General features: G+C 73.0%; 18 protein-coding genes and 4 pseudogenes. 8 read left to right on the top strand and 14 right to left on the bottom strand.

Features of this window, described 5'->3' with window-relative positions; genetic code table 11:
- Window positions 1–23: 23 nt before the first annotated feature.
- Window positions 24–931, top strand: a pseudogene (locus ACEXOX_RS38775) (PDR/VanB family oxidoreductase).
- Between the two features lie 138 nt (window positions 932–1,069).
- On the opposite strand, the gene ACEXOX_RS38770 reads toward ACEXOX_RS38775, so the two are convergent.
- The 5 genes and pseudogenes from ACEXOX_RS38770 to ACEXOX_RS38750 all read right to left on the bottom strand — a co-directional run bounded on the left by ACEXOX_RS38770 (window position 1,070) and on the right by ACEXOX_RS38750 (window position 6,161).
- Window positions 1,070–2,488, bottom strand: coding sequence for a phytoene desaturase family protein (locus ACEXOX_RS38770; protein ID WP_406525436.1), 1,419 nt, complete (start codon window positions 2,486–2,488; stop codon window positions 1,070–1,072).
- Window positions 2,489–2,527: 39 nt separating this feature from the next.
- Window positions 2,528–3,474: pseudogene (locus ACEXOX_RS38765) on the bottom strand (inositol monophosphatase family protein).
- A 202-nt stretch (window positions 3,475–3,676) separates the two neighbouring features.
- Window positions 3,677–5,526: pseudogene (locus ACEXOX_RS38760) on the bottom strand (gamma-glutamyltransferase family protein).
- Window positions 5,527–5,730: 204 nt separating this feature from the next.
- Window positions 5,731–5,967: a hypothetical protein gene (locus ACEXOX_RS38755; protein WP_406525435.1), complete on the bottom strand. Its 237-nt coding sequence runs from the start codon at window positions 5,965–5,967 to the stop codon at window positions 5,731–5,733.
- Window positions 5,964–6,161 (bottom strand): hypothetical protein, encoded by a 198-nt coding sequence (locus ACEXOX_RS38750; RefSeq protein WP_406525434.1) that lies wholly within the window; start codon window positions 6,159–6,161, stop codon window positions 5,964–5,966. The genes ACEXOX_RS38755 and ACEXOX_RS38750 overlap by 4 nt, the downstream gene beginning before the upstream one ends.
- 63 nt (window positions 6,162–6,224) lie before the next feature.
- Here ACEXOX_RS38750 and ACEXOX_RS38745 point away from each other — a divergent pair, with 63 nt between their 5' ends.
- Together ACEXOX_RS38745 and ACEXOX_RS38740 are read left to right on the top strand one after the other, a co-directional pair.
- Window positions 6,225–7,319, top strand: a complete 1,095-nt coding sequence (locus tag ACEXOX_RS38745; RefSeq protein WP_406525433.1) for a helix-turn-helix domain-containing protein — start codon at window positions 6,225–6,227, stop codon at window positions 7,317–7,319.
- Between the two features lie 100 nt (window positions 7,320–7,419).
- Window positions 7,420–8,487 carry a biotin/lipoate A/B protein ligase family protein gene (locus tag ACEXOX_RS38740; protein ID WP_406525432.1) on the top strand — a complete coding sequence of 356 codons (1,068 nt, stop codon included), beginning with the start codon at window positions 7,420–7,422 and terminating at the stop codon, window positions 8,485–8,487.
- Window positions 8,488–8,560: 73 nt separating this feature from the next.
- Here ACEXOX_RS38740 and ACEXOX_RS38735 read toward each other — a convergent pair whose 3' ends face one another.
- From ACEXOX_RS38735 to hydA, 4 genes are all read right to left on the bottom strand, one after another.
- Complete coding sequence (locus tag ACEXOX_RS38735; protein WP_406525431.1) at window positions 8,561–9,262, bottom strand: hypothetical protein; 702 nt, start codon at window positions 9,260–9,262, stop codon at window positions 8,561–8,563.
- A gap of 156 nt (window positions 9,263–9,418) precedes the next feature.
- Window positions 9,419–10,525, bottom strand: a complete 1,107-nt coding sequence (locus tag ACEXOX_RS38730) for an NAD(P)/FAD-dependent oxidoreductase (RefSeq protein WP_406525430.1) — start codon at window positions 10,523–10,525, stop codon at window positions 9,419–9,421.
- A 323-nt stretch (window positions 10,526–10,848) separates the two neighbouring features.
- Window positions 10,849–11,871, bottom strand: a complete 1,023-nt coding sequence (locus tag ACEXOX_RS38725) for a TIGR03842 family LLM class F420-dependent oxidoreductase (RefSeq protein WP_406525429.1) — start codon at window positions 11,869–11,871, stop codon at window positions 10,849–10,851.
- Window positions 11,872–11,892: 21 nt separating this feature from the next.
- Window positions 11,893–13,284, bottom strand: coding sequence for a dihydropyrimidinase (gene hydA, locus ACEXOX_RS38720; protein ID WP_406525428.1), 1,392 nt, complete (start codon window positions 13,282–13,284; stop codon window positions 11,893–11,895).
- Between the two features lie 333 nt (window positions 13,285–13,617).
- Between hydA and ACEXOX_RS38715 the strand changes: the two genes are divergently transcribed.
- Complete coding sequence (locus ACEXOX_RS38715) at window positions 13,618–14,196, top strand: TerD family protein (protein WP_406525427.1); 579 nt, start codon at window positions 13,618–13,620, stop codon at window positions 14,194–14,196.
- 51 nt (window positions 14,197–14,247) lie between these two features.
- Here the strand turns inward: ACEXOX_RS38715 and ACEXOX_RS38710 are convergent, their stop codons facing one another.
- Window positions 14,248–14,829, bottom strand: coding sequence for a TerD family protein (locus ACEXOX_RS38710; RefSeq protein ID WP_406525426.1), 582 nt, complete (start codon window positions 14,827–14,829; stop codon window positions 14,248–14,250).
- Between the two features lie 268 nt (window positions 14,830–15,097).
- On the bottom strand, window positions 15,098–16,036 hold the full coding sequence (locus tag ACEXOX_RS38705) for a helix-turn-helix domain-containing protein (protein ID WP_406525425.1): 939 nt from the start codon (window positions 16,034–16,036) through the stop codon (window positions 15,098–15,100).
- Between the two features lie 230 nt (window positions 16,037–16,266).
- On the opposite strand from ACEXOX_RS38705, the gene ACEXOX_RS38700 reads away from it, so the two are divergent.
- Together ACEXOX_RS38700 and ACEXOX_RS38695 are read left to right on the top strand one after the other, a co-directional pair.
- Entirely contained in the window at window positions 16,267–17,322 is a 1,056-nt protein-coding gene (locus tag ACEXOX_RS38700) for an NAD(P)-dependent alcohol dehydrogenase (protein WP_406525424.1), read from the top strand.
- A gap of 320 nt (window positions 17,323–17,642) precedes the next feature.
- Complete coding sequence (locus ACEXOX_RS38695) at window positions 17,643–17,846, top strand: cold-shock protein (protein ID WP_030020385.1); 204 nt, start codon at window positions 17,643–17,645, stop codon at window positions 17,844–17,846.
- A 175-nt stretch (window positions 17,847–18,021) separates the two neighbouring features.
- Here ACEXOX_RS38695 and ACEXOX_RS38690 read toward each other — a convergent pair.
- From ACEXOX_RS38690 to ACEXOX_RS38680, 3 genes and pseudogenes are all read right to left on the bottom strand, one after another.
- A pseudogene (locus ACEXOX_RS38690) lies at window positions 18,022–19,310 on the bottom strand (aspartate aminotransferase family protein).
- A gap of 53 nt (window positions 19,311–19,363) precedes the next feature.
- Window positions 19,364–20,218, bottom strand: coding sequence for a nitrilase-related carbon-nitrogen hydrolase (locus ACEXOX_RS38685; protein WP_406525423.1), 855 nt, complete (start codon window positions 20,216–20,218; stop codon window positions 19,364–19,366).
- Window positions 20,219–20,492: 274 nt separating this feature from the next.
- A complete protein-coding gene (locus tag ACEXOX_RS38680) occupies window positions 20,493–21,572 on the bottom strand; it encodes a hypothetical protein (RefSeq protein WP_406525422.1) in 1,080 nt (359 codons plus the stop codon).
- Between the two features lie 288 nt (window positions 21,573–21,860).
- Here ACEXOX_RS38680 and ACEXOX_RS38675 point away from each other — a divergent pair, with 288 nt between their 5' ends.
- Both ACEXOX_RS38675 and ACEXOX_RS38670 read left to right on the top strand, forming a co-directional pair.
- On the top strand, window positions 21,861–23,417 hold the full coding sequence (locus ACEXOX_RS38675; protein WP_406525421.1) for an FAD-dependent oxidoreductase: 1,557 nt from the start codon (window positions 21,861–21,863) through the stop codon (window positions 23,415–23,417).
- A 291-nt stretch (window positions 23,418–23,708) separates the two neighbouring features.
- Window positions 23,709–24,908: an AAA family ATPase gene (locus ACEXOX_RS38670; protein WP_406525420.1), complete on the top strand. Its 1,200-nt coding sequence runs from the start codon at window positions 23,709–23,711 to the stop codon at window positions 24,906–24,908.
- Window positions 24,909–24,916 lie beyond the last annotated feature (8 nt).

Raw genomic sequence — 24,916 nt, 5'->3', positions numbered from 1 at the left:
CCGTGCCGGAAAGGGAATCATCCATGCAGCGGACTCTTCTCGACCGTATCGACCCGGTCGCCGAGGACGTCGTCTCCCTCGTCCTGCGCGGTGCCGACGGCCCCTGGCGCCCTGGGAGCCGGGCGCCCACGTCGACGTGGCCCTGCCGAACTGGCTCACCCGGCAGTACTCCCTGTGCGGTGACCCCGCGGACCGCGAGACCTATCGCGTCGCCGTACGGTACGACCCGCTCAGCCGCGGCGGCTCCGAGTACATCCACCGCTTCCTGCGCCCGGGCCGTCCGCTCGACGTGTCGCTGCCGCGCAACAACTTCCCCCTCGACCCCGCGCCGGGCTACCTCTTCCTCGCCGGCGGGATCGGCATCACCCCCGTCCTGCCGATGCTGCGAGCGGCGGTGGCGGCCGGACTGCCCGCCTCCCTCGTGTACGCGGGCCGGGCGGCCGCCACCATGCCCTTCGCCGGGGAACTGCGCTCGGCCTACGGGGACGCCGTACGCATCGTCACCACCCGGGAGCACGGCAGGCCGGACTTCGCCGCGCTGGCGGCGGAGCCGGCACCCGGCACCCTGGTCTACTGCTGCGGGCCGGCCTCCATGCTCACGGCGGTGGAGGCCGCCTTCCCCGCCGGGCAGCTGCGCACGGAGCGGTTCCAGCCGGTGCCCAAGGTCTTCGCCCCCGACCAGGCGTTCGAGGTCGCGTGCGCCCGGTCGGGGCGGACGGTGCAGGTGGATGCCGACGATTCGCTGCTGAACGCCTTGCAACATGCCGGGGTCCCGGTGTCTTCGGGGTGCCGCGAAGGCGTCTGCGGGAGTTGCGAGATCACCGTCCTGGAGGGGGAGGTGGAGCACCGGGACGATGTCGGCGCCGATGAGGGGCGGATGTTCGCCTGTGTCTCCCGTGCGCTGGGTCCGCGGCTGGTGCTGGATCTCTGAGCGCGTGTGTCGTGGCCCCGGCCGGGGTGCTGACGCAGGCTCCGAGCCGTACGGAGGACGCGGTGCGTGCCGCGCACGGGCCCGTCGGCCGGACCGCCACGCCGTCCGGCCGGTGGGCCCTGGCCGTCCGGCTCCGCGTCAGCGGGTGGGCCGCAGCCGCGACCAGACCGCCCGGGCGGCGTGGTGGCCGGACATCCCGTGGACGCCGGGTCCCGGCGGGGCGGACTGGGAGCACAGGAAGACCGCCGGATGGGCGGTGGTGTACGGGACGCGCGCCAGCTTGGGGCGGATCACCAGGCCCAGCCCGGCGGCGGAACCCGCGCAGATGTCCCCGCCGACGTAGTTCGCGTTGCGGGCGGCCAGTTGGGGCGGCCCGGCGACGGCGCGGGCCAGGACCAGGTCGCGGAACCCGGGCGCGAAGCGCTCCAGTTGGCGTTCGACCGCGTCGGTGGCGTCGCCCTCCCAGCCGTGCGGGACGTGCCCGTACACCCAGAAGGTGTGCTTGCCCTCGGGCGCCCGGGTGGGGTCGGTCAGGGTGGGCTGCGAGGTGATCAGGAACGGTACGGACGGGGCACGGCCGTCGGCGGCGGCGCGCAGCGCGGTGCCGATCTCGCCGCTGGTGGGGCCGAGGTGCACGGTGCCCGCCCGGCGGGCCGCGGCGGAGGTCCACGGCACCGGGCCGGACAGCGCGTAGTCGATCTTGAAGACGCCGGGTCCGTACCGTACGCCGCGGTAGGCGTTGCCGAGGCCGGCGATCCGGGCCAGGGCGGTCGGTGAGGTGTCGAAGACGTACGCGCGGGCCGGGGGCAGGTCGTCCAGCCGCTTGACCTCGTACCCCGTGTGCACCGCGCCGCCGTGCAGGCGCAGCAGCGCGGCCAGCGCGTCGGGGATGGCCTGGGAGCCGCCGCGCGGGATCGGCCAGCCGCCCGCGTGCGCGGCCAGCGCGAACATGATCGCTGCGCCGCCGGTGCCCGGGCTGCTGAGCGGCGCGATGACGTGCGCGGCGAGGCCGGCGAACAGGCCGCGCGCCTTCTGGTCCCGGAAGCGCCGGTTGAGCAGCGCGGCCGGCTGGGCCGCGGCCAGGCCGAACCGGGCGTACGTCACCGGGTCGCGCGGCAGGCCGAGCCACTGGGTGCGCAGGAAGTCCGCGGCGAGGGTGTCCCACTTGCCGAGGAAGGGCGCCAGCAGGCGGCGGTACGCCCCGGCGTCGTGCACGCCGAGGGACATCGCCGTCTCGCCGACGGAGCGGGACAGCACCGCGGCCGTACCGTCGGGGAAGGGGTGCGCCAGCGGGAGGTCGGGATGCAGCCACCGGAGGCCGTGCCGCTCCAGGTCCATGGCGGCGAAGGCGGGCGAGCCCGCGGCGAGCGGGTGCACCGCCGAGCAGGGGTCGTGCCGGAAGCCGGGGAGGGTCAGCTCCTCCGTGCGGGCGCCGCCGCCGATGGTGTCGTGGGCCTCGAAGACCTCCACGGACATGCCGCGGCGGGCCAGTTCGACGGCAGCGGTCAGCCCGTTGGGGCCCGCCCCGATCACCACGGCATCGAGCATCGTCGGCACCTGCGCCACTCCCTCGTCAGCGACCCTCGCCGTCGAGGATCAGTTGGCGGCCGCCAGCAGTCCGAGGATACGCCGGGCGGTCTCCTCGTCCCGTGCCGCGGTGAACGGCAGCGCGTTGCCCCCGATATGCGGAACGGCTCGCCTGCGACCGTGCCGCTCGCCCCGCCCGTCTCGTGGACCAGCAGCAGCCCCGCCGCATGATCCCAGGCGTTCTCCCAGCTGAAGGCCACGGCGTCCAGCTCGCCGGTGGCGATGTGCAGATACTCCAGGCCCGCCGAGCCGCAGGGGCGCGGGGCGACGCCGTCGGTCTCCAGGGCGGCCAGCACCCGCTTCTGCTCGTCGGTGGTGAAGTCGTAGTGCGATATCGCCACGTCCAGGACCGCACCGGCCACCGGGGCGCTCCGGCGCAGCGACTCCCCGTTCAGCTCGGCGCCGGCGCCGCGGCGGGCGGTGGCCATCAGGTCCAGGGCCGGGGCGTACGTCCAGGAGGCGAGCAGCTCGCCGCGCAGCGCCAGGGTGACGAGGGTGGCGAAGCCGGGGTCGCCGTGCACGAACTGACGGGTGCCGTCGACCGGGTCGACGATCCACACCGGCGCGTCGCCGTCCAGCGCCTCCAGCACGGCCGGATCGGCGTGCACCGCCTCCTCGCCGACCACCAGCGAGCCGGGCAGCAGGCTCGTCAGGGCGGCGGTCAGGTGCTCCTCGGCCAGCCGGTCGGCGACCGTGACGAGGTCGTGCGGGCCGTTCTTCTCCAGCACCTCGTGGGCGGCGAGCTGCCGGAACCGCGGCATGATCTCGGCCGCCGCGGCCTTGCGGACGGCGTCCTCGACGGCGGCCGGATTCAGCGCGCGCAGCACCTCGTCCGCCGTGTGCGCCGCGGCACCGGCCGCCGCGCCCTTCTCTTCGGCCGTGTGCGCCGCGGCGGCGCCCACCGCACCCGTCTCGTCCGTCGTGTCTCCCGTTTCCGTACGAATCGCTTCGATCATGACCCCATCGAACCACGTACCACTGACACGGGAGCTGGACAGGAGGTGAACTCCGGATGCCGGGGGCCGGGCCCGGCGGGGTGCCGGCCGCGCTCCGGACGGGTGCCCGCCCCGGTCCGGCCCGCCCGCGGCCGGTGTCGGCCCGCCCGGCTCGCCGGCCCCGGTCCAGCCCGCCCGGCCCGCCCGGCCCGCCCCGGCCCGGCTACCGCCCCACCGCATACCCCTGCATCCCCCGCGGGTTCGCCGCCGCCGACAGCACCCCGCTCTCCGGGTCCCGCGCCACCGCGGACAGCCGCCCCTCCGACCACGCGTCGCCGACGGTCACCGCGTGCCCGCGCCGCCGCAGCTCCCCGATCACGTCCGCGCCGACGCGGGACTCGACGGTGACGCTGCCCGGCCGCATGGCGCGCGGGAAGAAGGACCCGGGGAAGGAGTCGTTGTGCCAGTTCGGGGCGTCGATGGCGCCTTGCAGATCGAGCCCCCGCGCACCGGCGCGCGCAGGGCCGCGGCGAGCAGGAAGTGCAACTGCCACTGGTCCTGCTGGTCGCCGCCGGGGGTGCCGAAAGCCATCACGGGCACGCCGTCGCGCAGCGCCAGGGACGGGGAGAGGGTGGTGCGCGGTCGGCGGCCGGGCGTCAGCGAGTTCGGAAGCCCCTCCTCCAGCCAGGCCATCTGGAGGCGCGTACCGAGCGGGAAGCCGAGCGCGGGGACCACCGGGCTGGACTGGAGCCAGCCGCCGGAGGGCGTCGCGGAGACCATGTTGCCCCAGCGGTCCACGATGTCGATGTGGCAGGTGTCGCCCCGTGTGGCGCCGCTCCGGTCGACCTCGGGGGCGATGACGGGAGCGGCCCCGGGGGTGCCGGGAGTCGCCACCGTGGGCTCGCCCGCCCCGGCACCGGCGGCGCCCGGCGCGCCGGCGGCGTCCTCCCCGGCCGCGACGGCCAGGGCGTGCTTGCTCAGCCGGGGCGTACGGCCGTCCGGGCTGCCGGGCCGCAACTCGTACGAGGCCTGCTCCCCGATCAGCGCCCGCCGCACCGCGTTGTAGTCCTCGCTCAGCAGCGTGCCGAGCGGCACCTCGGCCGCGTCGCCGTACCAGGCCTCGCGGTCGGCCATGGCCAGCTTGCAGCCCTCGATCAGCAGGTGCACGTACTCGGGACTGCCGTAGGCGGGCAGTTCCGGCGGCAGCAGCGCGAGTTGCTGGAGCAGGACCGGGCCCTGCGACCAGCCGCCCGGCTTCGCCACGGTCCAGCCGTTCCAGTCGTACGTGACCGGGTCCTCGTACGTCGCGGAGAAGGCCGCCAGGTCGTCGCCGGTGAGGGTGCCGGCGTGCCGCTCGCCGGAGGTGTCCATGGCGGGGCGGGCCGCGAAGCCGGCCAGCGCCTCGCCGATGAAGCCCTCGCGCCAGATCCGCCGGGCCGCGTCGATCTGCGCCTCCCGGCCGGGCCCGGCGGCCTCCGCCTCGGCGATCAGACGGCGCCAAGTGGCGGCCAGCGGCCGGTTCCTGAGCAGCCCGCCGGGCGCGACCGGCCGCCCCTCCGGCAGGTAGATCTCGGCGGACGATATCCACTCGGTCTCGAACAGCTCCCGGACCGTCGCCACCGTCTCGCCGACCCGCTCGACGGCCGGGTGCCCGTGCTCCGCGTACCCGACGGCGTACCTGAGCACCTCGCCGAGGGACTTGGTGCCGTGGTCCCGGAGCAGCAGCATCCACGCGTCGAACGCACCCGGCACGGCGGCGGCGAGCGGTCCGGTACCGGGCACCAGCCCGAGCCCGAGCGAGGTGTAGTGCGCCACGCTCGCCCCGGCGGGCGCCGGCCCCTGGCCGCACAGCACCCGCACCGGCCCGCCGGCGGGCGCCAGGACGACCGGCACCTCGCCCGCCGGCCCGTTCAGGTGCGGCTCGACGACATGCAGCACGAACCCGGCGGCCACCGCCGCGTCGAAGGCGTTGCCGCCGTCCTCCAGCACGGCCATCGCGGACTGGGAGGCCAGCCAGTGCGTGGTCGCGGCCATGCCGAAGGTTCCCTGGAGGGTCGGGCGGGTGGTGAACACGGTTCTCGGTTCTCCTCGCGTCGTACGGACGGTCTCCTTCCCGCCCTCTCCCCCGCAGAGCACCCGGGAATGCCCCGGGCAGGGCCGTTCCTGATCACATCTGCCGGGCCTGTCCGCACGAGCCTCGTCGGCGACGGCGGAATCGCATGGAGGCGCCCCCTGAATTCATCATCATCTCGGAAGGGGACGTCTTCACCCTTGTGGTCAGCCCTGTCTCGACACGTCCGCGTAGTCCACGAACGCCCGGCGGAACCGTGTGTGCCCGGTGTCCCTGGAGTGCTCGCGCATCCATACCTCCACAGGGTGCGGAGTGATCCACTCATCCGAGGACTGCCCGCACTCCTTGTCGTCACCGGACACGCACACTGCCTCATAGGTGGGCTCCGCCGTCCGGTCCTGCTCGATCCGGAACGGCACGAACCGCAACGTCCTGCGCCTCATGAGGGGCACCCCGCGATCTGGTGCCTGCGCAGGTCGACGTTGGCGTCGGACACGCCGCTGTGGTCGTGGGCCGAACGCCGGTTCTTCCTGCGGATGCCGATCTCCGAACACGTCTTGCAGCCTGCCCGAGGGCGGGGCGCGGCGTCCTGCCGCAGGGGAAGTTCCACCGGGTCACCGGGGTACGTCTTGGTCATGCTTCAGGTGTAATCGAGTCCGGCTCCCCGCCCAGTGGCCGTATTGGTGGCCAAACTGGCCGCGTGCGCATCGGAGAGCTGATCAAGGTCCTTCGGGCAGGCAGGGGCTGGTCCCAGGCAGACCTGTCCGGCCATCTCTGCGACCGGTCCGGACACCCCACCCTGACCCGTGAGGAGGTCAGCCGGTGGGAGTCGGGGAGACGGTCTCCGGGCCGCTTCTGGCTCCCGTTCCTGGCCGAGGTGTTCTCCGTACCCCTCGCAGCCCTGCAGGCCGCCGGAGCCGGCCACCCGTCGGCGCTGGCCGAGGTGGCACGGCAAGGACTCATGGAAGCCATGGGCGAGGCCGCCGCGACGGACGACTGGCACCGGATCGCGGACGACTACGGACACGACTTCATGGCCCTGTCCGCCCGAGAAGTGGAGCCGCGTCTGGCAGGCGATCTTCTGCTGCTGCGGGGGAAGCTGGGTGAGAACCGGTCGGCGTTGTGGGAGGCGGCCGCTCGGCTTTCGGTCGTGATGGGCATGGCCACCGCTTCCCTGAACGGTCCTGCGGCTTCTGCCCGCTGGTACCGGACGGCCGTGGCCGCCGCCGACCGCAGCGGCTGCACTTCACTACGAGAGTGGACGCGAGGGCAGGGCGCGCTGGCTCTGGTGTACGAGGGCGCCGAGCCCGAGCCGGTCATCCTCATGGCCGGCGACGGACTGGATCTGTCGGAGGCTTCCTCTCTCGGACGGCTGTGCGCCTTCCTGGCGCTTGCGCACGGGTACGGCAAGTTGGGCGAGCCCGACCTGGCTCTGGGGGCTCTCCGAAACGCTGACGAGATGTTCCCGGTGGTCGAAACCCACGAACAGGCATCCGTGTTCTCCATGCCGCGCTGGGGCTACAGCCTGACGAAGACGCTCGTCCACGCAAGGCTCGGCGACGTGGACCGGTCGCAGGCGGAACAGGACACCGCCGACCTCCTCAGGCCTGCCCATTTGAGCCGGTACGCCGCCCACACAGGCGTGCACCGCGCCCTGTCGGTGGTGAAGTCCGGAGACGTGCACGCCGGTCTCGACATGGCTCGCGAAACGCTGGCCGGCCTCCCCGAGGACCACCGGTCCACCGTGCTCCAGGGCTTCGTCTCCGAGGTGAGAGCCGCAGCTCGAGCGACCTGAACCGCCCCCTTTGCCAGGAATGCCACCGGCGGCGCTACGGTTGACCCGGCTGCCGGCCGACCGGGCCGTGCGCCGCGACAGAACAGCGGGAGGATGCGCCGTGCAGGGCAAGCACCACGGTGAGTACAAGGTGCCGGGCGGCAAGCTCGTGGTCGTCGATCTCGACGTGACGGGCGGAACGCTGCGCGACGTCCGGGTCGCGGGCGACTTCTTCCTGGAGCCGGACGACGCGCTCGGCGCCATCAACGCGGCGCTGGAGGGCGCGCCCGCCGACACCGACGCGCGCGGGCTGGCGGCCCGGATCGAGGCGGCGCTGCCGCCCGGCGCGGTGCTGTTCGGGTTCACGGCGGAGGCGGTGGGCATCGCGGTACGCCGCGCCGTCGCGCAGGCCACCGACTGGACGGACTTCGACTGGCAGATCATCCACGAGGCGCCGCAGCCGCCCGCGCTGCACATGGCCCTGGACGAGGTGCTGACCGCCGAAGTGGCCGCCGGCCGGCGCCCGCCGACCCTGCGGGTGTGGGAGTGGGACCGCCCCGCCGTCATCATCGGCAGCTTCCAGTCGCTGGCCAACGAGGTGGACCCGCAGGGCGCCGCACGGCACGGCGTGACGGTCGTCCGGCGCATCAGCGGCGGCGGCGCGATGTTCGTGGAGCCGGGCAACACCATCACGTACTCGCTGTGCGTACCGGCCTCGCTCGTGCAGGGGCTGACCTTCGCCGAGAGCTACGCCTACCTGGACGACTGGGTGCTGACCGCCCTCGGCGACATGGGCGTCAACGCCTGGTACAAGCCGCTCAACGACATCGCCACCGACGCCGGGAAGATCGCCGGCGCCGCGCAGAAGCGCATGGTAGCGGGCGACGGGGCGGTGCTGCACCACGTGACCATGTCCTACGACATCGACGCGGACAAGATGGTCGAGGTGCTGCGGATCGGCAAGGAGAAGCTGTCGGACAAGGGCACCCGCAGCGCGAAGAAGCGGGTGGACCCGCTGCGCCGCCAGACCGGGCTGCCGCGGGCGGAGGTCATCGAGCGGATGATCGGCTCGTTCCGCGCACGGTACGGGGGCAGCGACGGCACGGTGTCCCCGGAGGAGATGACGCGGGCCCAGGAGCTGGCGGGCGGGAAGTTCAGCTCGCCGGAGTGGACCGCGCGGGTTCCGTAGGGGCGACCGCCGTCTCCTGCGCTCCCGTCTCGTACGGCCCGTCTCGTACGGCCCGTCTCGTACGCCCCGTCTGCTACGCCGCCGTGCCCAGCCGGAAGCGTGCCGCCACCTCGTCCGCGAGGTCGCCGGCCGGGCGGCCGCCGTCCATGGTGATCACCGTGTTTCCGTGGGCGGCGGCCTGACGGCGTACCTCGGCGTCCCACAGTTCGTCCCGGGCCAGCCGTTTGGCCAGGGTGGACTCCGGGGCCCGGCTGCCCCAGCTGACCAGGGACCGTACCGGGACGTTGCGCCGGGCGCGTAGCGCGGCCATCCGGAATTCGGGGGTGGGCAGCAGGAAGACCGCCTGGTCGGGGCGGGTGAGCAGGGGCGCGAGCTGGCTCGGCAGGTTGCCGAACCAGTCCACCAGGACGGGCCGGTCGGCGGGCATCGCGAGGAGGTCCTCGACCTCGAAGGCGAAGGTCTCGGCGACCACGCGCTGCGCGAAGCCGCATGCCTCGTCGGGGCTGCGGCTGTCCCACAGGGAGCCGGGCGGCTCGTCGCGGGCCGCGTGGAAGTGCGGATGCTGTCGTGGGGTGCAGCGGGGCAGCCAGGTGTGCTGGGCCAGGTCGCCGCGGTAGATCACGGCGCCGTGGCGCCGGGCCAGGATTATCGCCAGCGTGCTCTTGCCCGCTCCGGTGCCGCCGGCGATCCACCGCACGTGGGAGAGCCGGCCCGCCGCGGCGGTCGTCGTCCGGGCAGCAGGTCCGAAGGGTGTTCCCGATGGAGGGCGCCTCATACGGTCCATGGTCCTCGCATCGGGCGTGCGGCTCCAAGGCCGCCCCGTATGGGGAGCATCAGGAGTGGGCAAAGAGTTGGCAGGGACGGTTGAGTCGGTGCGCGCCCCCGCGCGCCTCCGCGCGTCCTGTGCGCCCCCGCCGAGGCCGTGCGCCGGTCAGCGCACCGGGTCGTACGGGCTCAGGTCCAGCCCCGGGTCCCCGCCCGTCGCGAGCAGTGCGGCGACCCGCCCCGCCCAGGGGCCGACCGTCAGCCCGGTCGGCCCGAGACCGTCGGCGACGACCAGGCCCGCCAACTGCGGGACCTGGCCGAGCAGCGGCCGGATGTCCGGTCCTACGGGACGGAAGCCGACCCGGGTCTCCAGGTGGGTGGCGCCCGCCAGTCCGGGCGCGACGGCCAGGGCCTCGGTCAGTACCTCGGCCAGTCCGGCGGCCGTCACCCGGTGGTCGAAGCCGGTGCCGGCCTCCCGGGTGGCGCCCGCCACGATCCGCGAGCCGTCGAACGGGACGAGGTAGTGCCCGGTGGCGCGGGGCATGACGACGGGCCAGTTCCCGGTGTCCGCGCCGGGCAGCGACAGGTGGACGATCTGGCCGCGCTGCGGTGCGACCCGTACGGTGACGCCCACCGGTGCCAGCAGTTCCGGCGCCCAAGCCCCGGCCGCGACGACGACCGCGTCCGCGGCGATGCGCTCGCCGTCCACCTCGATGCCGGTGACGCGGTCCGCCGTACGCAGCAGTGCGGCGCGGCCGGTCCGCAGATCGATGCCCCGGTGCCGCGCCTGGCGCAGCAGCGCGTCCCGCAGCCGGCCGCCGTCGACCCGCGCACCGGCGGCGATGTGTACGGCCCGGGAGCCGGGCGCGAGGGGCGGGAACAGCGTGCGCACCTCGGACTCGCCGAGGAGGTCCACGTCGCCGGTGTCGGCAGGGCCGCGCCGCCGTTCGAGCACCCGCCGGCGGATGCGGTGCAGGTCCGCGTCGTCGGCGGCCAGGGCGAGCGCGCCGACGGCCCGGTGGCCGAGGCCGCGCTCGCCCGCCTCGGTGAGTCCGCCGATCAGTTCCGGGTAGTACCGGGCCCCTTCCGCGGCGACGCGGAACCAGTCCGGGTCGTCGTGCTCGGAGGCCCAGGGGCAGATGATGCCCGCGCCGGCCGCGGTCGCCTCGCCGGGCGCCGCACGCCCGGCGAGCACCACGTCCGCCCCCAGCCCGGCCGCGTGCCAGGCGGCACTCGCGCCGACGATGCCCGAACCGACCACGGCGACGCGCATCTGCCTCTCCTCCCGGCGGGCGGCCGGCCCCTCCGGCCGGTCCGGTACGCACGACGACTCCGCGACTCCCTGACTCCGCGGTCCGTCCCGGCACCCGCCGAAGCCGTCCCCCATCCTGGGTGATCGCACCATCTGACGGAAGAGGCCCACGCCACGCCGGGACATCGCGGGCACCTGGGTGCCGCCTCCTCAGCACCACCGTCCGAGACCCCGGTTGGTTCGCTACGAGAGTTCCCACCCGGCACGACGAGGGCTCGGGACACACCCACCGGCGTGTTCCGAGCCCTTCGTCTCACCGGCGCACCGGCCAGGCGGCGCTCCGCTCAGGCGTTGACCTTCGGGATGACGTCCCTGGCGTACGCGTCGATCACCTTCTCCTTCGCGTCGTGCATCGCGTACAGCGCGAACTGGTCGACGCCCAGCTCCCGCAGCCTGCGCAACTTCTCGACCTGTGCGTCCGCCGTGCCGATGAGACAGAAACGGTCGATGATCTCGTCGGGGACGAAGGCGGTGTCCGGGTTGCCCGAACGGCCGTGGTGGGCGTAGTCGTAGCCTTCGCGGGACTTGATGTAGTCGGTCAGCTCCTGCGGCACCGCGCCCGAGTCCGTGCCGTACTTGGACACCAGGTCGGCCACGTGGTTGCCGACCATGCCGCCGAACCACCGGCACTGTTCCCTGGCGTGGGCGAGCGCCTCGGGCGAGTCGTCGTCCGTGACGTAGGCGGGGGCCGCGACACAGATCTTGACGTCGGACGGATCACGGCCTGCCGCTGTGGCGGCCGCGCGTACCGCCTTCACCATCCACTCCGTGAGGAACGGGTCGGCGAGCTGGAGGATGAAACCGTCGGCCTCCTCGCCGGTCATCTTGAGCGCCTTGGGACCGTACGCCGCCATCCAGACGGGAAGCCGCGCCCCTTCGCGCACCCACGGGAACTTCACGACCATGCCGCCGCCCAGGTCGGCTTCGTCGCCGCGCCCGAGAGCGCGGACGATCTTCATCGTCTCGCTGATGCGCGCCAGCGTGTTGGGGGCGCGGCCGGCCACCCGCATCGCCGAGTCGCCGCGTCCGATGCCGCAGACGGTGCGGTTGCCGTACATGTCGTTGAGGGTGGCGAAGGTGGAGGCGGTGACCTCCGGGGTGCGGGTCGAAGGGTTGGTGACCATCGGGCCGACGATCAGGCGTTCGGTGTGTTCCAGGATGCGGCTGTAGATGACGAACGGCTCCTGCCACAGCACACACGAGTCGAAGGTCCAGCCGTGGGTGAAGCCTGCTGCCTCCGCGCGCCGCATGAGGCTGACGACCTGGGAGGCCGGCGGGTCGGTCTGCAGAACGAGTCCGAAGTCCATGGTGATAACCCCTTCCGCTGTTCAGTTCAGGTACTGGCAGGTGCCGCGCGGGGTGTACGCGCCGTGCCCGTCCCGGCCGGTGAACTCGCGCGCGATGATGACGGGTTCGCCGCGCGACAGGACCGTCTCGACCCGTCCGGTCAGGCGCCTGCCCTCGTAGGCCGAGTAGTCGACGTTCATGTGGTGGGTGGCCGCCGAGACGGTCTGCTCGGCGTGCGGGTCGTAGACGACGAGGTCGGCATCGCTGCCCGGCGCGATGGTGCCCTTCTTCGGGTACAGGCCGAACATCCTGGCCGGTGTCGCGCAGGCGATCTCGATCCAGCGCCGCCGGGTGAGGTGTCCGTCGACGACGGCCTGGTGCAGCAGGTCCATCCGGTTCTCGACGCCGGGCATCCCGTTCGGGATCTTGGAGAAGTCCCCGCGGCCCAGCTCCTTCTGTCCGGAGAAGCAGAACGGGCAGTGGTCCGTGGACACCACCTGGAGGTCGTTCGCGCGCAGGCCGTGCCAGAGTGCCGCCTGGTGCTCCTTCGGCCGCAGCGGTGTGCTGCACACGTACTTCGCGCCTTCGAAGCCGGGTTCGGCGAGGTTGTCCGTCGACAGGAACAGGTACTGCGGACACGTCTCGCCGAAGACCGGCAGGCCCTCGTTCCTAGCGCGCGTCAGTTCGGCGACCGCTTCCCGCGCCGACACGTGGACGACGTACAGCGGCGCCCCGGCGACCTGGGCCAGCTTGATCGCGCGATGGGTCGCCTCCGCTTCCAGGAGGGCCTTTCTGACCTCGCCGTGGTAGCGCGGGTCGGCCTGGCCGCGCTCCAGCGCCTGCTGCACGAGCACGTCGATCGCGATGCCGTTCTCGGCGTGCATCATGATCAGGCCGCCGTTGTCACCGGCCCGCTGCATGGCGCGCAGGATCTGTCCGTCGTCGGAGTAGAAGACGCCCGGATACGCCATGAACAGTTTGAACGAGCTCACGCCTTCGCCGACGAGCCCGTCCATCTCCTTGAGCGTGGACTCGTTCACATCCGACACGATCATGTGGAAGGCGTAGTCGATCGCGCATCTTCCGTCGGCCTTCGCGTGCCAGGCGTCCAGCCCCTCCCGCAGCGCGGCGCCCTTCGACTGCACCGCGAAATCGATGATCGTGGTGGTGCCGCCCCACGCCGCCGCCTTCGTGCCGGTCTCGAAGGTGTCGGAGGAAGCCGTTCCGCCGAACGGGAATTCCATGTGGGTGTGGGCATCGACGCCGCCGGGGACGACGTACTTCCCGGTGGCGTCGATGACGCGGTCGGCTGTCCACTGCTGGCTGTCCGGTGTGGCCAGTGCTTCGACGCGGCCGTTCTCGACCAGCACATCGGCGTGCACTTCCTCGGCGGCGGTGACGACCAGGCCGCCGCGGACGACTGTACGGGTCATGCTTCCGGTTCTCCCTTCCACACACCAGTGGTGCTCGGCGGCGCCGGAAGGGAGCTGGCCCGGCGTGCTCCGCCGTCCGGGCGGTCCGCCCCAGGTGACGCCGCGTCAAGACCGGTCTACACCCGTAGAGCGCGGCCGTGCAGCCGACCGTAGAAGCATGTCACCCACCGTGGCAACACCATGACCGCAGTTCAGGGGAGCCGGCCGGCGAACGGACCGGGTTACTTCACTGATTGCGCAACTCGGGAACCTTGCCCTCGGCCGCCGCGTTGCCCGATGGGGGACAGCACGACACACCGGACCGTACGCACACGCAACAGGAGACACAGCACCATGGGCGTCAGCCTCAGCAAGGGCCAGAACGTCGTCCTCAACCAGGACGGCACTCCCCTCGCGGACGTCACCGTCGGCCTGGGCTGGGACGCCCGGCCCACCGCCGGCGCCGACTTCGACCTCGACGCCTCGGCGGTCGTCTGCGGCACCGACCAACGCGTCCTGTCCGACGCGCACTTCGTCTTCTACAACAACCTGACCAGCCCGGACGGCGCGGTCCGGCACACCGGCGACAACCTCACCGGCGCGGGCGACGGCGACGACGAGCAGATCCTCATCGACCTGGACCGGCTCGGCGAGGAGACCGGGCAGGTCGTCTTCACCGTCTCCATCCACGACGCCGAGCAGCGCGGCCAGAGCTTCGGCCAGGTCGAGGACGCGTACATCCGCGTCGTGGACAACCTGACGGGCCGCGAGATGTGCCGCTACGAGCTGTCGTACGACGCCGCGGGCGAGACGGCGATGGTCTTCGGCGCCCTCTACCGGCGCGGCGGCGAGTGGAAGTTCCGGGCCATCGGCCAGGGATACGCCTCGGGGCTGGCCGGTATCGCCACCGACTACGGCGTCAACGTCGGCTGACCCCGGCACGCGAAAGGGCGCGCCCGGGAGGGGCGCGCCCTTCAGCCGTGCTTACAGGTGCGAGGCGATGGCCGGCATCAGGTCCTGGAAGGTGCGGCCGTTGGCGGGCTCGCCGATGGCGGCCATCTCCCAGCCGCCGCCGGCCCGGCGCACCTTCGCCATGATCTGCGCGGTGTACGGGCCGCCGCCGGTCAGGGTGTAGCGGGCCAGCTCCTGGCCGTTGGTCTCGTCCACCAGGCGGCAGAACGCGTTCTGCACCTCGGCGAAGGTCTGCCCGGTGAAGGAGTTCACCGTGAAGACGATCTGGTCGACGCGGGCGGGCACCCGCTGGAGGTCGACGAGGATCACTTCGTCGTCGCCGCCCTGGCCCGCGCCGCCCACCAGGTTGTCACCGGTGTGGCGCACCGAGCCGTCGTCGCTGATCAGGTGCTGGAAGAAGACGACGTCGACGGGCTCCTGCCCGGCGAAGAGGACGGCCGAGGCGTCCAGGTCGATCTCGCGGGCCATCAGCTTGGCGAGGAAGCCCTTGCGGGCGGCGGCCTGCCAGCCGAGTCCCATCCGTACGACGCTGAGCTCGCCTCCGCCGGACTTGCTCAGACTGATCTTCTGACCCTTGTCCAGGTTCACGGTCATGTGCTGTCACTCCTGCGTCGGGATGGCGTGCCTTGGGCAGGCGGCGGCCGTCGCCACCGGCCGGGGATCAAAAATCTACAGCACTGTAGAGGTAATGGAGAAGTAAAGAAGCGCACGGTGGAGCGGGTGGGCACAAGTGCCCGACGAGCGGTACCGACGGCGGACGCCGAGCGCTGTGCACTTGGCGGGCCCCGCCGGAATGCTCACAGCGGGGCCCAGTCGTACGGTACCCAGCCGGGCGCCCGCACAACAGGGCGCGTCGCCGCTTTCAGAACACCGGGGCCACCCGCTCCGCACGGACGGCCGACTGCTCCGCGCAGACACCCGGTCGCTCCGCGAGGACGCCCGGCCGCTCCGCGAGGCGTGCGTCCGGCCCCGCCGCGCCTTCCGCCAGCCGGCGCAGCGCCCGCGCCGACGGCGACCCGGGTTCGGCGTGGTAGGTGACCAGCTGCTGGTCCGGGTCGGCCGGCAGGGCGAGCGTCTCGTACGCGAGCGACAGCGGCCCCACCACCGGATGCTTCAGCCGCTTCGTGCCGAAGCCCTTGTCCTGGACGTCGTGGGCCGCCCAGATCCGCCGGAAGTCCGCACTGCGCGCGGACAGCTCGTCGATCAGCGCGCACAGCTTCGGGTCCTCCGGGAACCGGCCGACGTCACGCCGCAGGTGGGCGACGACGTGGGCCGCCTTCTCCGCCCAGTCGGCGTACAGCTCGCGCGTCGCCGGGGCGAGGAAGAGCTGCCAGGCCATGTTGCGCTCCTCGGCCGGCATCGCGGCGAAGTCACCGAGGAGCGCGCGGCCGAGCCGGTTCCAGCCGAGGATGTCCAGCCGCCGGCCGACCACGTACGCGGGGACGCCCTCCATCGCGTCGATCAGGTCCTGGAAGGCGGGACGGATCCGCTGCGGCCGGAGAGCGGGACGCAGGCGACGGGAGGCCGGCCTGGCCAGGTGGGTCAGGTGGGAGCGCTCGGCCCGGGTCAGCCGCAGCACGTCCGCTATCGCGTCCAGCACCGCCGTGGAGACGTTCTGCCCCCGTCCCTGTTCGAGCCGTATGTAGTACGCCACGCTGACCCCGGCCAGCTGTGCCAGCTCCTCCCGTCGCAGGCCGGGCACCCTCCGGCGCCCGCCGTGGTGGGCCAGACCGACGTCCTCTGGCCGGAGCCTGGCGCGGCGGGAGCGGAGGAATTCGCTCAGTTCGGTGCGCTGGTCCATCCCTGAATTATGACGGTCGCCGCCCGGAACGCGGCACCGGCGGCAGCCGGGCCCCGGGCGCCGTACGGACAGGAGCACCGGCCACCGTGCGGGTCGGTGCCGTCGGCCACCGCATCGCCGGGGGCGACGGCCGCCGTACCGCCAGGGTGGTTTTCGCAGTGGTAGGAACGCCGAGCGTAGGCTCAACAGGGCACTGGTTGCACCAGGCACGCAAGTCCACCCTGGAGAACATGAACCGCACCTCTGTTCCCGCATACGCAGCTCCCGCCCCGAAGGCTCCGCTGGAGCGCACCACCATCGAGCGCCGGGAGCCGGGCGCGCACGACATCGTCATCGACATCAAGTTCGCGGGCATCTGCCACTCCGACATCCACACCGTGCGGGCGGAGTGGGGCGACGGCGGGCACTTCCCGATCGTCCCCGGCCACGAGATCGCGGGCGTGGTCAGCGAGGTCGGCTCCGAGGTGACCCGCTACACGGTCGGCGACCGGGTCGGCGTCGGCTGCTTCGTCGACTCCTGCCGGACGTGCGAGAACTGCCTGGCCGGTCTCCAGCAGTACTGCACCGGCGAGCTGGGCCAGGTCGGCACGTACAACGCCGTCGGCCGGGACGGCGTGGCCACCCAGGGCGGCTACTCCACCCACCTCGTCATCGACGAGAACTACGCGCTGAGCATCCCGGACAGCCTGCCGCTGGACGCCGCCGCGCCGCTGCTGTGCGCCGGCGTCACCCTGTACTCGCCGCTGGCGCACTGGAAGGCCGGCCCCGGCAAGAAGGTCGCCGTGGTGGGCCTCGGCGGCCTCGGCCACATGGGCGTCAAGATCGCGCACGCGATGGGTGCCGAGGTCACCGTACTGAGCCAGTCGCTGCGCAAGCAGGAGGACGGCCTGCGGCTCGGCGCCGACCATTACTACGCCACGTCCGACCCGGATACCTTCAAGAAGCTGGCGAACAGCTTCGACCTGATCGTCAACACCGTCTCCGCCGAGCTCGACCTCAACGCCTACCTGGGCCTGCTGCGCACCGACGGCACCCTCGTCCAGCTCGGTGTGCCGGAGCACCCGCTGCCCGTCGCGCCGTTCGCCCTGATCGGCAACCGCCGGTCCTTCGCCGGCTCGCTGATCGGCGGCCTCCAGGAGACCCAGGAGATGCTGGACTTCTGCGGCGAGCACGGCATCGCCTCGGAGATCGAGGTGATCGCCGCGGACCGGATCAACGAGGCGTACGAGCGGGTGCTCGCCAGCGACGTCCGCTACCGCTTCGTGATCGACACCGCGACGATCTGACAGCGCTGATCCGTCGGCTGACGGCCGCGGGGCCCGGCCCCGCGACCCCGGGGTGCCACCGCGGTGGCACCCCGGGGTCGCCGTCGGCGTGGCCCGGACGACACCCGGGGATCACCGTGGGTACTGTTCCGGCGACAGGTTCCGTGCTACCTTCGAATCAGTTGCAGTTTTGGTACCCATAAACGTTATGTGCGCCTGACGGTATGTGACCGTCGGGCGCATTTGTTTTCTGCCGGTCTCATCCGGATGGGCTCAATTGCGGCGACCCTGGAAACCGCACAGTGCGGATTCCTCAACTGCCTCGATCGAAGGATACAGACATGGCAACCGGCACCGTGAAGTGGTTCAACTCCGAAAAGGGCTTCGGCTTCATCGAGCAGGACGGCGGCGGCGCCGACGTCTTCGCCCACTACTCGAACATCCAGGCTCAGGGCTTCCGTGAGCTCGTCGAGGGCCAGAAGGTCTCCTTCGACGTCACGCAGGGCCAGAAGGGCCCGCAGGCCGAGAACATCGTTCTCGCCTGACGACGGCGCGCAGGCCGGCCGGTCCCAGCGGACCGCCGCCGCGACCGTAGGACTGCCTAGGCGCGAGCCGGAGCTTCACCCGGAAGGGTAAGTTTCCGGCTCGCGTCTTTTTATGCGGCCAGGGAGTTTCCCCGGCCAAAACCGGTCGGAACCGATCAGAACCGGTCGGTCCACTTCAGGCGGACGACAGTCCGCGTTCGGCCGCCCGCAAGGAGTCCGCCAGGATCGCGGCGCCTTCCGCCGCCTCCTCGGCGGTCAGGGACAGCGGGGGCGCGATCCGCAGCACGGCGCCCGACAGTCCCCCTTGCCGATGAGCAGGCCGCGCTCCCTGGCCGCCTCCACGACGAGGTTCGCCACCTGCGGCGACGGTTCCCCGGTGTCCGGCGCCACCAGTTCGACCCCGATCATCAGGCCGCGCCCGCGCACCTCCCGCACGGTCCCGAGCCCGGCGCCGGCCGCCCGCAGCCGCTCGATGAGCAGGCCGCCGACGCGCCGGGCGTTGCCCTGGAGATCGTGTTCGAGGAGATGGTCGAGGTTGGCCAGGGCAGCCGCCATGGTGACCGGGCTCCCGCCGAACGTGGAGACGGAGTTCGCGCCGAGGCAGTTCATCACCTCCGCGCGGGCGACGACACCGCCGACGGACATGCCGTTGCCGATGCCCTTGGCGAAGGTCAGCAGGTCCGGCGGGCCGTTGCCGGCGTGGGCCTGCCAGCCCCAGAAGTGGTCGCCGGTGCGGCCCCAGCCGGTCTGCACCTCGTCGGAGATCCACAGGATGCCGTGCCGGTCCAGCACCTCGCGGAAGGCCGCGTAGAGCCCGTCGGGCGGCGCGGTGAAGCCGCCGACGCCCTGCACCGGCTCGGCGATCAGCGCGGCGACGTTCGCCGTCTGGCCGAGCATGTCCTCCAGGTCGGCGACGCAGGCGTCGATGTACGCGGCGTCGGACAGCCCGGCGTACGGGCCCCGGCCGCGCACGCCACCGTGCACGTACAGCGTCTGGAGCGGCGAGAGGCCGGTCGGAGACCAGCTGGCGTTGCCGGTGATGCCGACGGTCGAGAAGGACCGGCCGTGGTAGCTGTTGCGCATCGCCAGGATCTGGTTCGAGCCCCGGTACGCCGTCGCCAGCAGGAGCGCGGTGTCGTTCGCCTCCGTACCGGAGGTGGTGAAGAAGACCCGGGCGTCGGGAATGCCGGAGAGCGCGGCGATCCGCTCCGCCAGGTCCACCATGGGGCGGGACAGATAGAGCGTCGAGGTGTGCAGGATGCGGCCCGCCTGGTCGGCGACCGCCTTGGTCACCTCGGGCAGCGCGTGGGCGGTCATGGTGGTGAGGATGCCGCCGAAGAAATCCAGGTAGCGGTTGCCGTCCGCGTCCCAGACGTGGCGGCCCTCGCCGTGCGTCAGCTCGATGGGCCGCTCGTAGAGCAGGGTGAGCCAGTCCGGCAGGACGGCGCGGTGCCGGGAGCGCAGGTCCGCGTCCGGTGCGGCGGCCCCGGCGCCGTCCGGGGGCGTGTGCCGCGCTGTCACGGCTGGACCAGTCCCTCGTACGCGTCGGGGCGGCGGTCCCGGTAGAAGGCCCACTGCTGCCGCACCTCGTCGATCAGACCGAAGTCCAGGTCGCGGACGACCAGTTCCTCCTTGGTGTCGCTGGCGACGTCGCCGACGAACTGCCCGCGCGGGTCGACGAAGTAGCTCGTCCCGTAGAAGTCGTTGTCGCCGTACTCCTCCACGCCGACCCGGTTGATCGCCGCGACGAAGTACTCGTTGGCCACCGCGGCGGCGGGCTGTTCCAGCTGCCAGAGGTAGGCGGACAGGCCGCGCGAGGTGGCGGAGGGGTTGTAGACGAGCTGCGCGCCGTTCAGACCCAGCTGGCGCCAGCCCTCGGGGAAGTGGCGGTCGTAGCAGATGTAGACGCCGATCCGGCCCACGGCGGTGTCGAAGACCGGCCAGCCGAGGTTGCCCGGCTTGAAGTAGTACTTCTCCCAGAAGCCCTTGACCTGCGGGATGTGGTGCTTGCGGTAGGTGCCGAGCACGGTGCCGTCGGCGTCGATGACGGCGGCGGTGTTGTAGTAGAAGCCGGACTGCTCGACCTCGAAGACCGGCACCACGATCACCATGCCGGTCTCGCGGGCCAGCTCCTGCATCCGGCGCGTGGTGGGGCCGTCCGGCACCGGCTCGGCCCAGCGGTAGTGCTCCGGCTCCTGCACCTGGCAGAAGTACGGGGCGTTGAAGACCTCTTGGAAGCCGATCACCTGTGCGCCCTGCGCGGCCGCCGCCCTGGCGTGTTCCTCGTGCTTCGCGATCATCGATTCGGTGTCGCCGGTCCAGGACGCCTGAACCAGTGCGGCGCGTACGACGTTACGGACAACATCGGCCATGAGCTGCTCCTTCGTCGAGCCGTCGGCCACGGGCCATGCGGATCTACGCGTGTGGAGGCGACCGTAGGCCTCGTGCGGCGGCGAGGCAAGACCATCTCCCCCGCGGGCGGGACGCGGGGCCGGGCGGGACGCGGGGCCGGGCGGGACGCGGGGCCGGGCGGGACGCGGGGCCGGGCGGGACGCGGGGCCGGGCGGGACGCGGGGCCGGACCGGCCGCCGGGCCGGAGTCACTTGCCGGGCCGGACGCCGGGCCGGACCACTTCCTGGACCGGAGTCAGCTTCTCGGGCCGCCGGCCCGCAGGGCGTGGCTGATGTCGCGGTGCCGGTTCGGCGAGACCCCGGCGGCGGCGTCCAGGAGCAGCGGGGTCAGCTCGCCCGGTGCGCTCGCGGTCGCCTCCACCGCCTCCTCGGGCGTACGGGCCCGGACCAGCGCCGCGAACAGTTCGCGCGCCTGGACCGGGCGGCCCGCGCCGAGCAGCGCCAGCGCCGTGTGCGCCACTTCCTCGACGGGCCGGGTGACGCCCTGACGCAGCAGGCGCGCGCTCTCGGCCGTACGCCCGGCGGCGGCGAGCGCGTCGGCGGCAGCGGCGAGCCGGTCGGGCGGCAGGCAGGCCGCCTCCCAGAGCAGGGTCGGCACTTCCGTCACCAGCCCGGCGTGCTCCAGCTCCGCGATGAGCACGGGCAGCTCGGCAGGGGGCGCGTGCGCGGCGGCGCACAACAGGGCGTGCGCCTCCCCGCCGCGCCCGGCCGCCCGCAGCCGGGCGAGCCGGGCGGCGCTGGTGAAGGTGCGAGGGGTGGTGGGGGCAGGGGTCGGAGGGGGATGAGGGGCCGGGCTGGGTGCCGCCCGCTGTCCGGTCAACGCGTCGATACGGGCCTTGAGTTCCCGCGCCCGGGCCCCGGACCGTACGTGGTCGTCGCGTGCCCAGGCCAGTTCGCCGGTGAGCCGCTCGGTCTCGGGGCCGCCGGTCGCCGCCCGGAGTTCGGCGAGCAGTTCCCGGCCGCGGAGCGCCGCGTACTGCCGTTCGCGCAGCATCTCGTCCAGCCGGTCCGCCAGCCGGGCGGAGGCGTCCGGCCCGGTGTCGTACGCGGCGACCGCCTCGTGGTGGAGCCGGCGCGCCCGTAACCCGGCGGTGCGGACGGTGTGTGCTCCACGCCGTTCGGCGAGGTCGTGCAGCAGTGACTCCACGACGTCCCAGGGCGGTACGTCCCTCCCGTCCAGGCAGGTCCGTAACCCCTCGGGGTCGCGGAGCGTGAAGACCCCGTACCACCCGGCCGTCTCGTCGAGCAGCCGGGTCAACCCGCGCAGGAACCGCGCGAACTCCTCCACCGGCGTGCCCGTTTGTTCCGCTGCCACGTTCCGCTCTCCCTTCCCCCGGCCCCCGTACGTCCGCCCGTCCCCACCCCACGCCCGCCCCGCACGCGGCACCAGCCGGGTTTCGGCCTGGATCGGGGGCGGGCCGCGGGCGGTTTGCGCGGACCTCCCGCGCGGACGGTGCGGCGACCTGCCGTTGTCGGTGGTGGGAACGGTCCGCCGATCTGGCCGATACCCTGCGGTCCGCCGCCGCGGCCGGCCACAGGTCCGTCCGGGGGAGCCGGGGCGCGGCCGTGCTTCGGGCGGGCCCGGCGGGGCACCCGCTGTCGCATGACCGACAACGGCTCTCGCACGACCGACCATGGTGGACCGCCCGGCCTGGGCGAGTCGTACTGGATCGCCACCACACCCGGCACGTCCCACCCGCCGCTCACCGAGGACACCGAGGCCGACGTCACGGTGATCGGCGCCGGGATCGCCGGGCTGAGCACGGCCTGGGAGCTGGCCAGGAGTGGCCGCAGTGTCGTCCTGCTGGAGGCGGACCGGATCGCCGCCGGGGTCACCGGATACACGACCGCCAAGCTCTCCGCGCTCCACACCCTGGTCTACGACCGGCTGCGCCGCACCCGCGGGCCCGAGGGCGCCCGCCACTACGCGCAGTCCCAGCAGGGCGCGGTCGAGCACGTCGTCGAGACCGCCCGGCTCCTCGGCATCGACTGCGACCTGGAGCGCGGGCCCGCCTTCACGTACGTACGGGACCCGGAGAGCACCGGACAGCTGCGCGCCGAGGCGGATGCCGCCGGCGCGGCCGGGCTGCCGGCCGCCTTCGTCACCGAAACCGGGCTGCCGTTCCCCGTGGCGGGCGCGGTGCGGGTCGAGGACCAGGCCCAGTTCCATCCGCGCAAATACCTGCTCGCGCTGGCGGAGGACTTCCGCTCCCGGGGCGGCGTCATCCACGAGCGCACCCGCGCCACCGGCCTGCACGAGGGGACGCCCTGCCGGGTGACGACGGAGACCGGCGCCACCGTGACCTCGCGGGACGTCGTGGTCGCCACCCACTACCCGGTCTTCGACCGCGCCCTGCTGTTCACCCGCCTGTCGCCGCGGCGGGAGGTGGTGGTGGCCGCCCCGATCGACGCCGGCCGCGACCCGGGCGGCATGTACATCACGCAGGAGGAGGGCAAACGGTCCGTGCGGACCGCGCCGTACGGCGACGGGCGGCGGCTGCTCATCGTCACGGGCGAGACCTTCAAGCCGGGCACGGCCGACGCCGGCGAGAAGTTCGCGGCGCTGACTGACTGGACGCACCGGCACTTCCCCGGTACCGAGGTGGCGTACCGGTGGGCCACCCAGGACAACGACGCCACCGACACCGTTCCGCTGATCGGCCCGTTCCACCCGGGCGCGCGGCACACCTATGTCGCCACCGGGTTCGGCGGCTGGGGCCTGAGCGGCGGCGTGGCCGCCGGACGCCTGCTGGCCGGACTGATCACGGGGGACCCGCCGCCGTGGGCCGGCCTGTACGACCCGCGCCGGCTGTGGAGCGCCGTACGGGAGGCCCCCGCCTTCCTCAGGCACCAGGCCGAGACCGGCCTGCATTTCGTCGGCGACCGGCTGCGCTCCACGCACGCCGACTCGGCGGCGGACATCGCCCCCGGCACCGGTGCGGTCGTACGGGTGCGGGGCCGCCGCTGCGCGGTCTACCGCGACGAGGACGGGACCGCCCACGCCGTGTCGGCGCGCTGCACCCACCTGGGCTGCCTGGTCGCTTTCAACGCGACGGAGAAGGCGTGGGAGTGCCCCTGCCACGGCTCCCGCTTCGCGCCGGACGGCTCGGTCCTGCAAGGCCCGGCCACCGAGGCGTTGGAGGCGCGGGAGGCGGAGTAGGCGGGGGCGTCGGGCGGGTGGAGGGCTGGGGCGTTGGGCCGGTCGGGTCTTCGGGTGCGGCAAGCCAGGCGGGTCTTCGAGTGCTGCGGGCCGGTCAGGGCACTCGGTCGCGCCGGCCGGGGCCCCGGAAGATCCCTCCGGCCTCCCGAGTTATCTTGCTCGGACACAGGACCGTTTCCGAGAGCAGCCCGGCGTCACCGCCGTCCCCTCAGCTACTCGTCACTTCGCCGTGGCGCCGGGGCAAGGGCCGTCTCGTCAGCCCGGCAGGGCGTCGCAGGCAGGGAGTTGAGGATGGGTGCGGAGGGCGCGCCGGCCACGGCCGGGAGACTGCGGGCGATCGGCGACGAGCTGGCCGACCGCTTCTACGAGCGGGCCGACGTGGTGCGGACGCTGGTGGTGGCGCTGCTGGCCGGGCAGCACTCGCTGGTCCTCGGGCCGCCCGGCACGGCGAAGTCCGAGCTGGCCAGGGAGCTGACGGGCCGGATCGAGGGAGCGGCCTACTGGGAGATCCTGCTGTCGAAGTTCACCGCGCCGACGCGGATGTTCGGTCCCGTAGACGTCGCCGCGCTGGCCCGGGGCGAGTACCGCCAGGTGTACGACGGCCGGGCCACGACCGCGCACGTCGCGTTCATCGACGAGATCTTCAAGTGCTCCACGGCGGCGCTGAACGAGACGCTGGGCTACCTCAACGAGCGGATCTACCACCCCGAGAGCGGCGGCGAACCGATCCGCTGCCCCTTGATCGGGGCCATCACGGCCAGCAACGAGCTGCCGTCGGGCGAGGACACGGCGGCCATCTACGACCGGCTGCTGGTACGGATCGAGGTCGGGTACCTGGAGGACCCCGCGAACTTCGCCGCGCTGGTCCGCTCCGCGGTCCGCCGCCCCGCCGCGCCGAAGCGGACCACCGTCGAACTGGCCGCGTTGCAGCAGGCCGTGACCGTCGCGGTCCCGGCCGTGGACGTCCCCGACGCGATCGTGGACGCGGTGTGCACGCTGCGGGCCGCCCTGCGCCGCAAGGAACTCGTCGCCTCCGACCGGCGCTGGCGGCAGGCGGTGGGCCTGCTCCAGGCGTCCGCGTACCTCGACGGCCGCGAGGCGGTCGCCGAGAACGACCTGTCGGTACTGACCCACGTGCTGTGGGACTCCCCCGCCGAACGCCCGACCGTCGAACGGGAGGTGCTGCACCTGGTCAACCCCGACGCCAAGGAAGCGCTCGACCTGGCCGACGCCATCGAGGAGCTGGAGACGCAACTCGACGCGATGGCCGGGCAGTCCCGCGAGGCGCTGAGCGAGTGGGTCATCAAGAACGCCCACAACAAGCTGGCCAGGGCGGGTCAGCGGCTGGAGAAGCTGCGCGAGGAGGCGGTGGGCGCCGGGCGCTCCACGGCCGCGATCGACCGGGTGGCCGGCCGCCGGCGCGCCGTCCGCGCCCGTGTCCTCACCGAGGCTCTCGGCGTGGACGCGAGCATGGTGCAGGACCGGCTCTGAGGGGTTGC

Source organism: Streptomyces sp. Ac-502 (assembly GCF_045222935.1).
Taxonomy (GTDB): domain Bacteria; phylum Actinomycetota; class Actinomycetes; order Streptomycetales; family Streptomycetaceae; genus Streptomyces; species Streptomyces monomycini.
This window is presented reverse-complemented; position numbering and strand designations above follow the sequence as displayed.

Coding starts and splice junctions, on each gene's coding strand:
- ACEXOX_RS38755 (WP_406525435.1), bottom strand. CDS start 5,967: ATGAGGCGCAGGACGTTGCGGTTCGTGCCGTTCCGGATCGAGCAGGAC.
- ACEXOX_RS38750 (WP_406525434.1), bottom strand. CDS start 6,161: ATGACCAAGACGTACCCCGGTGACCCGGTGGAACTTCCCCTGCGGCAG.
- ACEXOX_RS38735 (WP_406525431.1), bottom strand. CDS start 9,262: ATGAGGCGCCCTCCATCGGGAACACCCTTCGGACCTGCTGCCCGGACG.
- ACEXOX_RS38730 (WP_406525430.1), bottom strand. CDS start 10,525: ATGCGCGTCGCCGTGGTCGGTTCGGGCATCGTCGGCGCGAGTGCCGCC.
- ACEXOX_RS38725 (WP_406525429.1), bottom strand. CDS start 11,871: ATGGACTTCGGACTCGTTCTGCAGACCGACCCGCCGGCCTCCCAGGTC.
- hydA (WP_406525428.1), bottom strand. CDS start 13,284: ATGACCCGTACAGTCGTCCGCGGCGGCCTGGTCGTCACCGCCGCCGAG.
- ACEXOX_RS38715 (WP_406525427.1), top strand. CDS start 13,618: ATGGGCGTCAGCCTCAGCAAGGGCCAGAACGTCGTCCTCAACCAGGAC.
- ACEXOX_RS38710 (WP_406525426.1), bottom strand. CDS start 14,829: ATGACCGTGAACCTGGACAAGGGTCAGAAGATCAGTCTGAGCAAGTCC.
- ACEXOX_RS38705 (WP_406525425.1), bottom strand. CDS start 16,036: ATGGACCAGCGCACCGAACTGAGCGAATTCCTCCGCTCCCGCCGCGCC.
- ACEXOX_RS38700 (WP_406525424.1), top strand. CDS start 16,267: ATGAACCGCACCTCTGTTCCCGCATACGCAGCTCCCGCCCCGAAGGCT.
- ACEXOX_RS38695 (WP_030020385.1), top strand. CDS start 17,643: ATGGCAACCGGCACCGTGAAGTGGTTCAACTCCGAAAAGGGCTTCGGC.
- ACEXOX_RS38685 (WP_406525423.1), bottom strand. CDS start 20,218: ATGGCCGATGTTGTCCGTAACGTCGTACGCGCCGCACTGGTTCAGGCG.
- ACEXOX_RS38675 (WP_406525421.1), top strand. CDS start 21,861: ATGACCGACAACGGCTCTCGCACGACCGACCATGGTGGACCGCCCGGC.
- ACEXOX_RS38670 (WP_406525420.1), top strand. CDS start 23,709: ATGGGTGCGGAGGGCGCGCCGGCCACGGCCGGGAGACTGCGGGCGATC.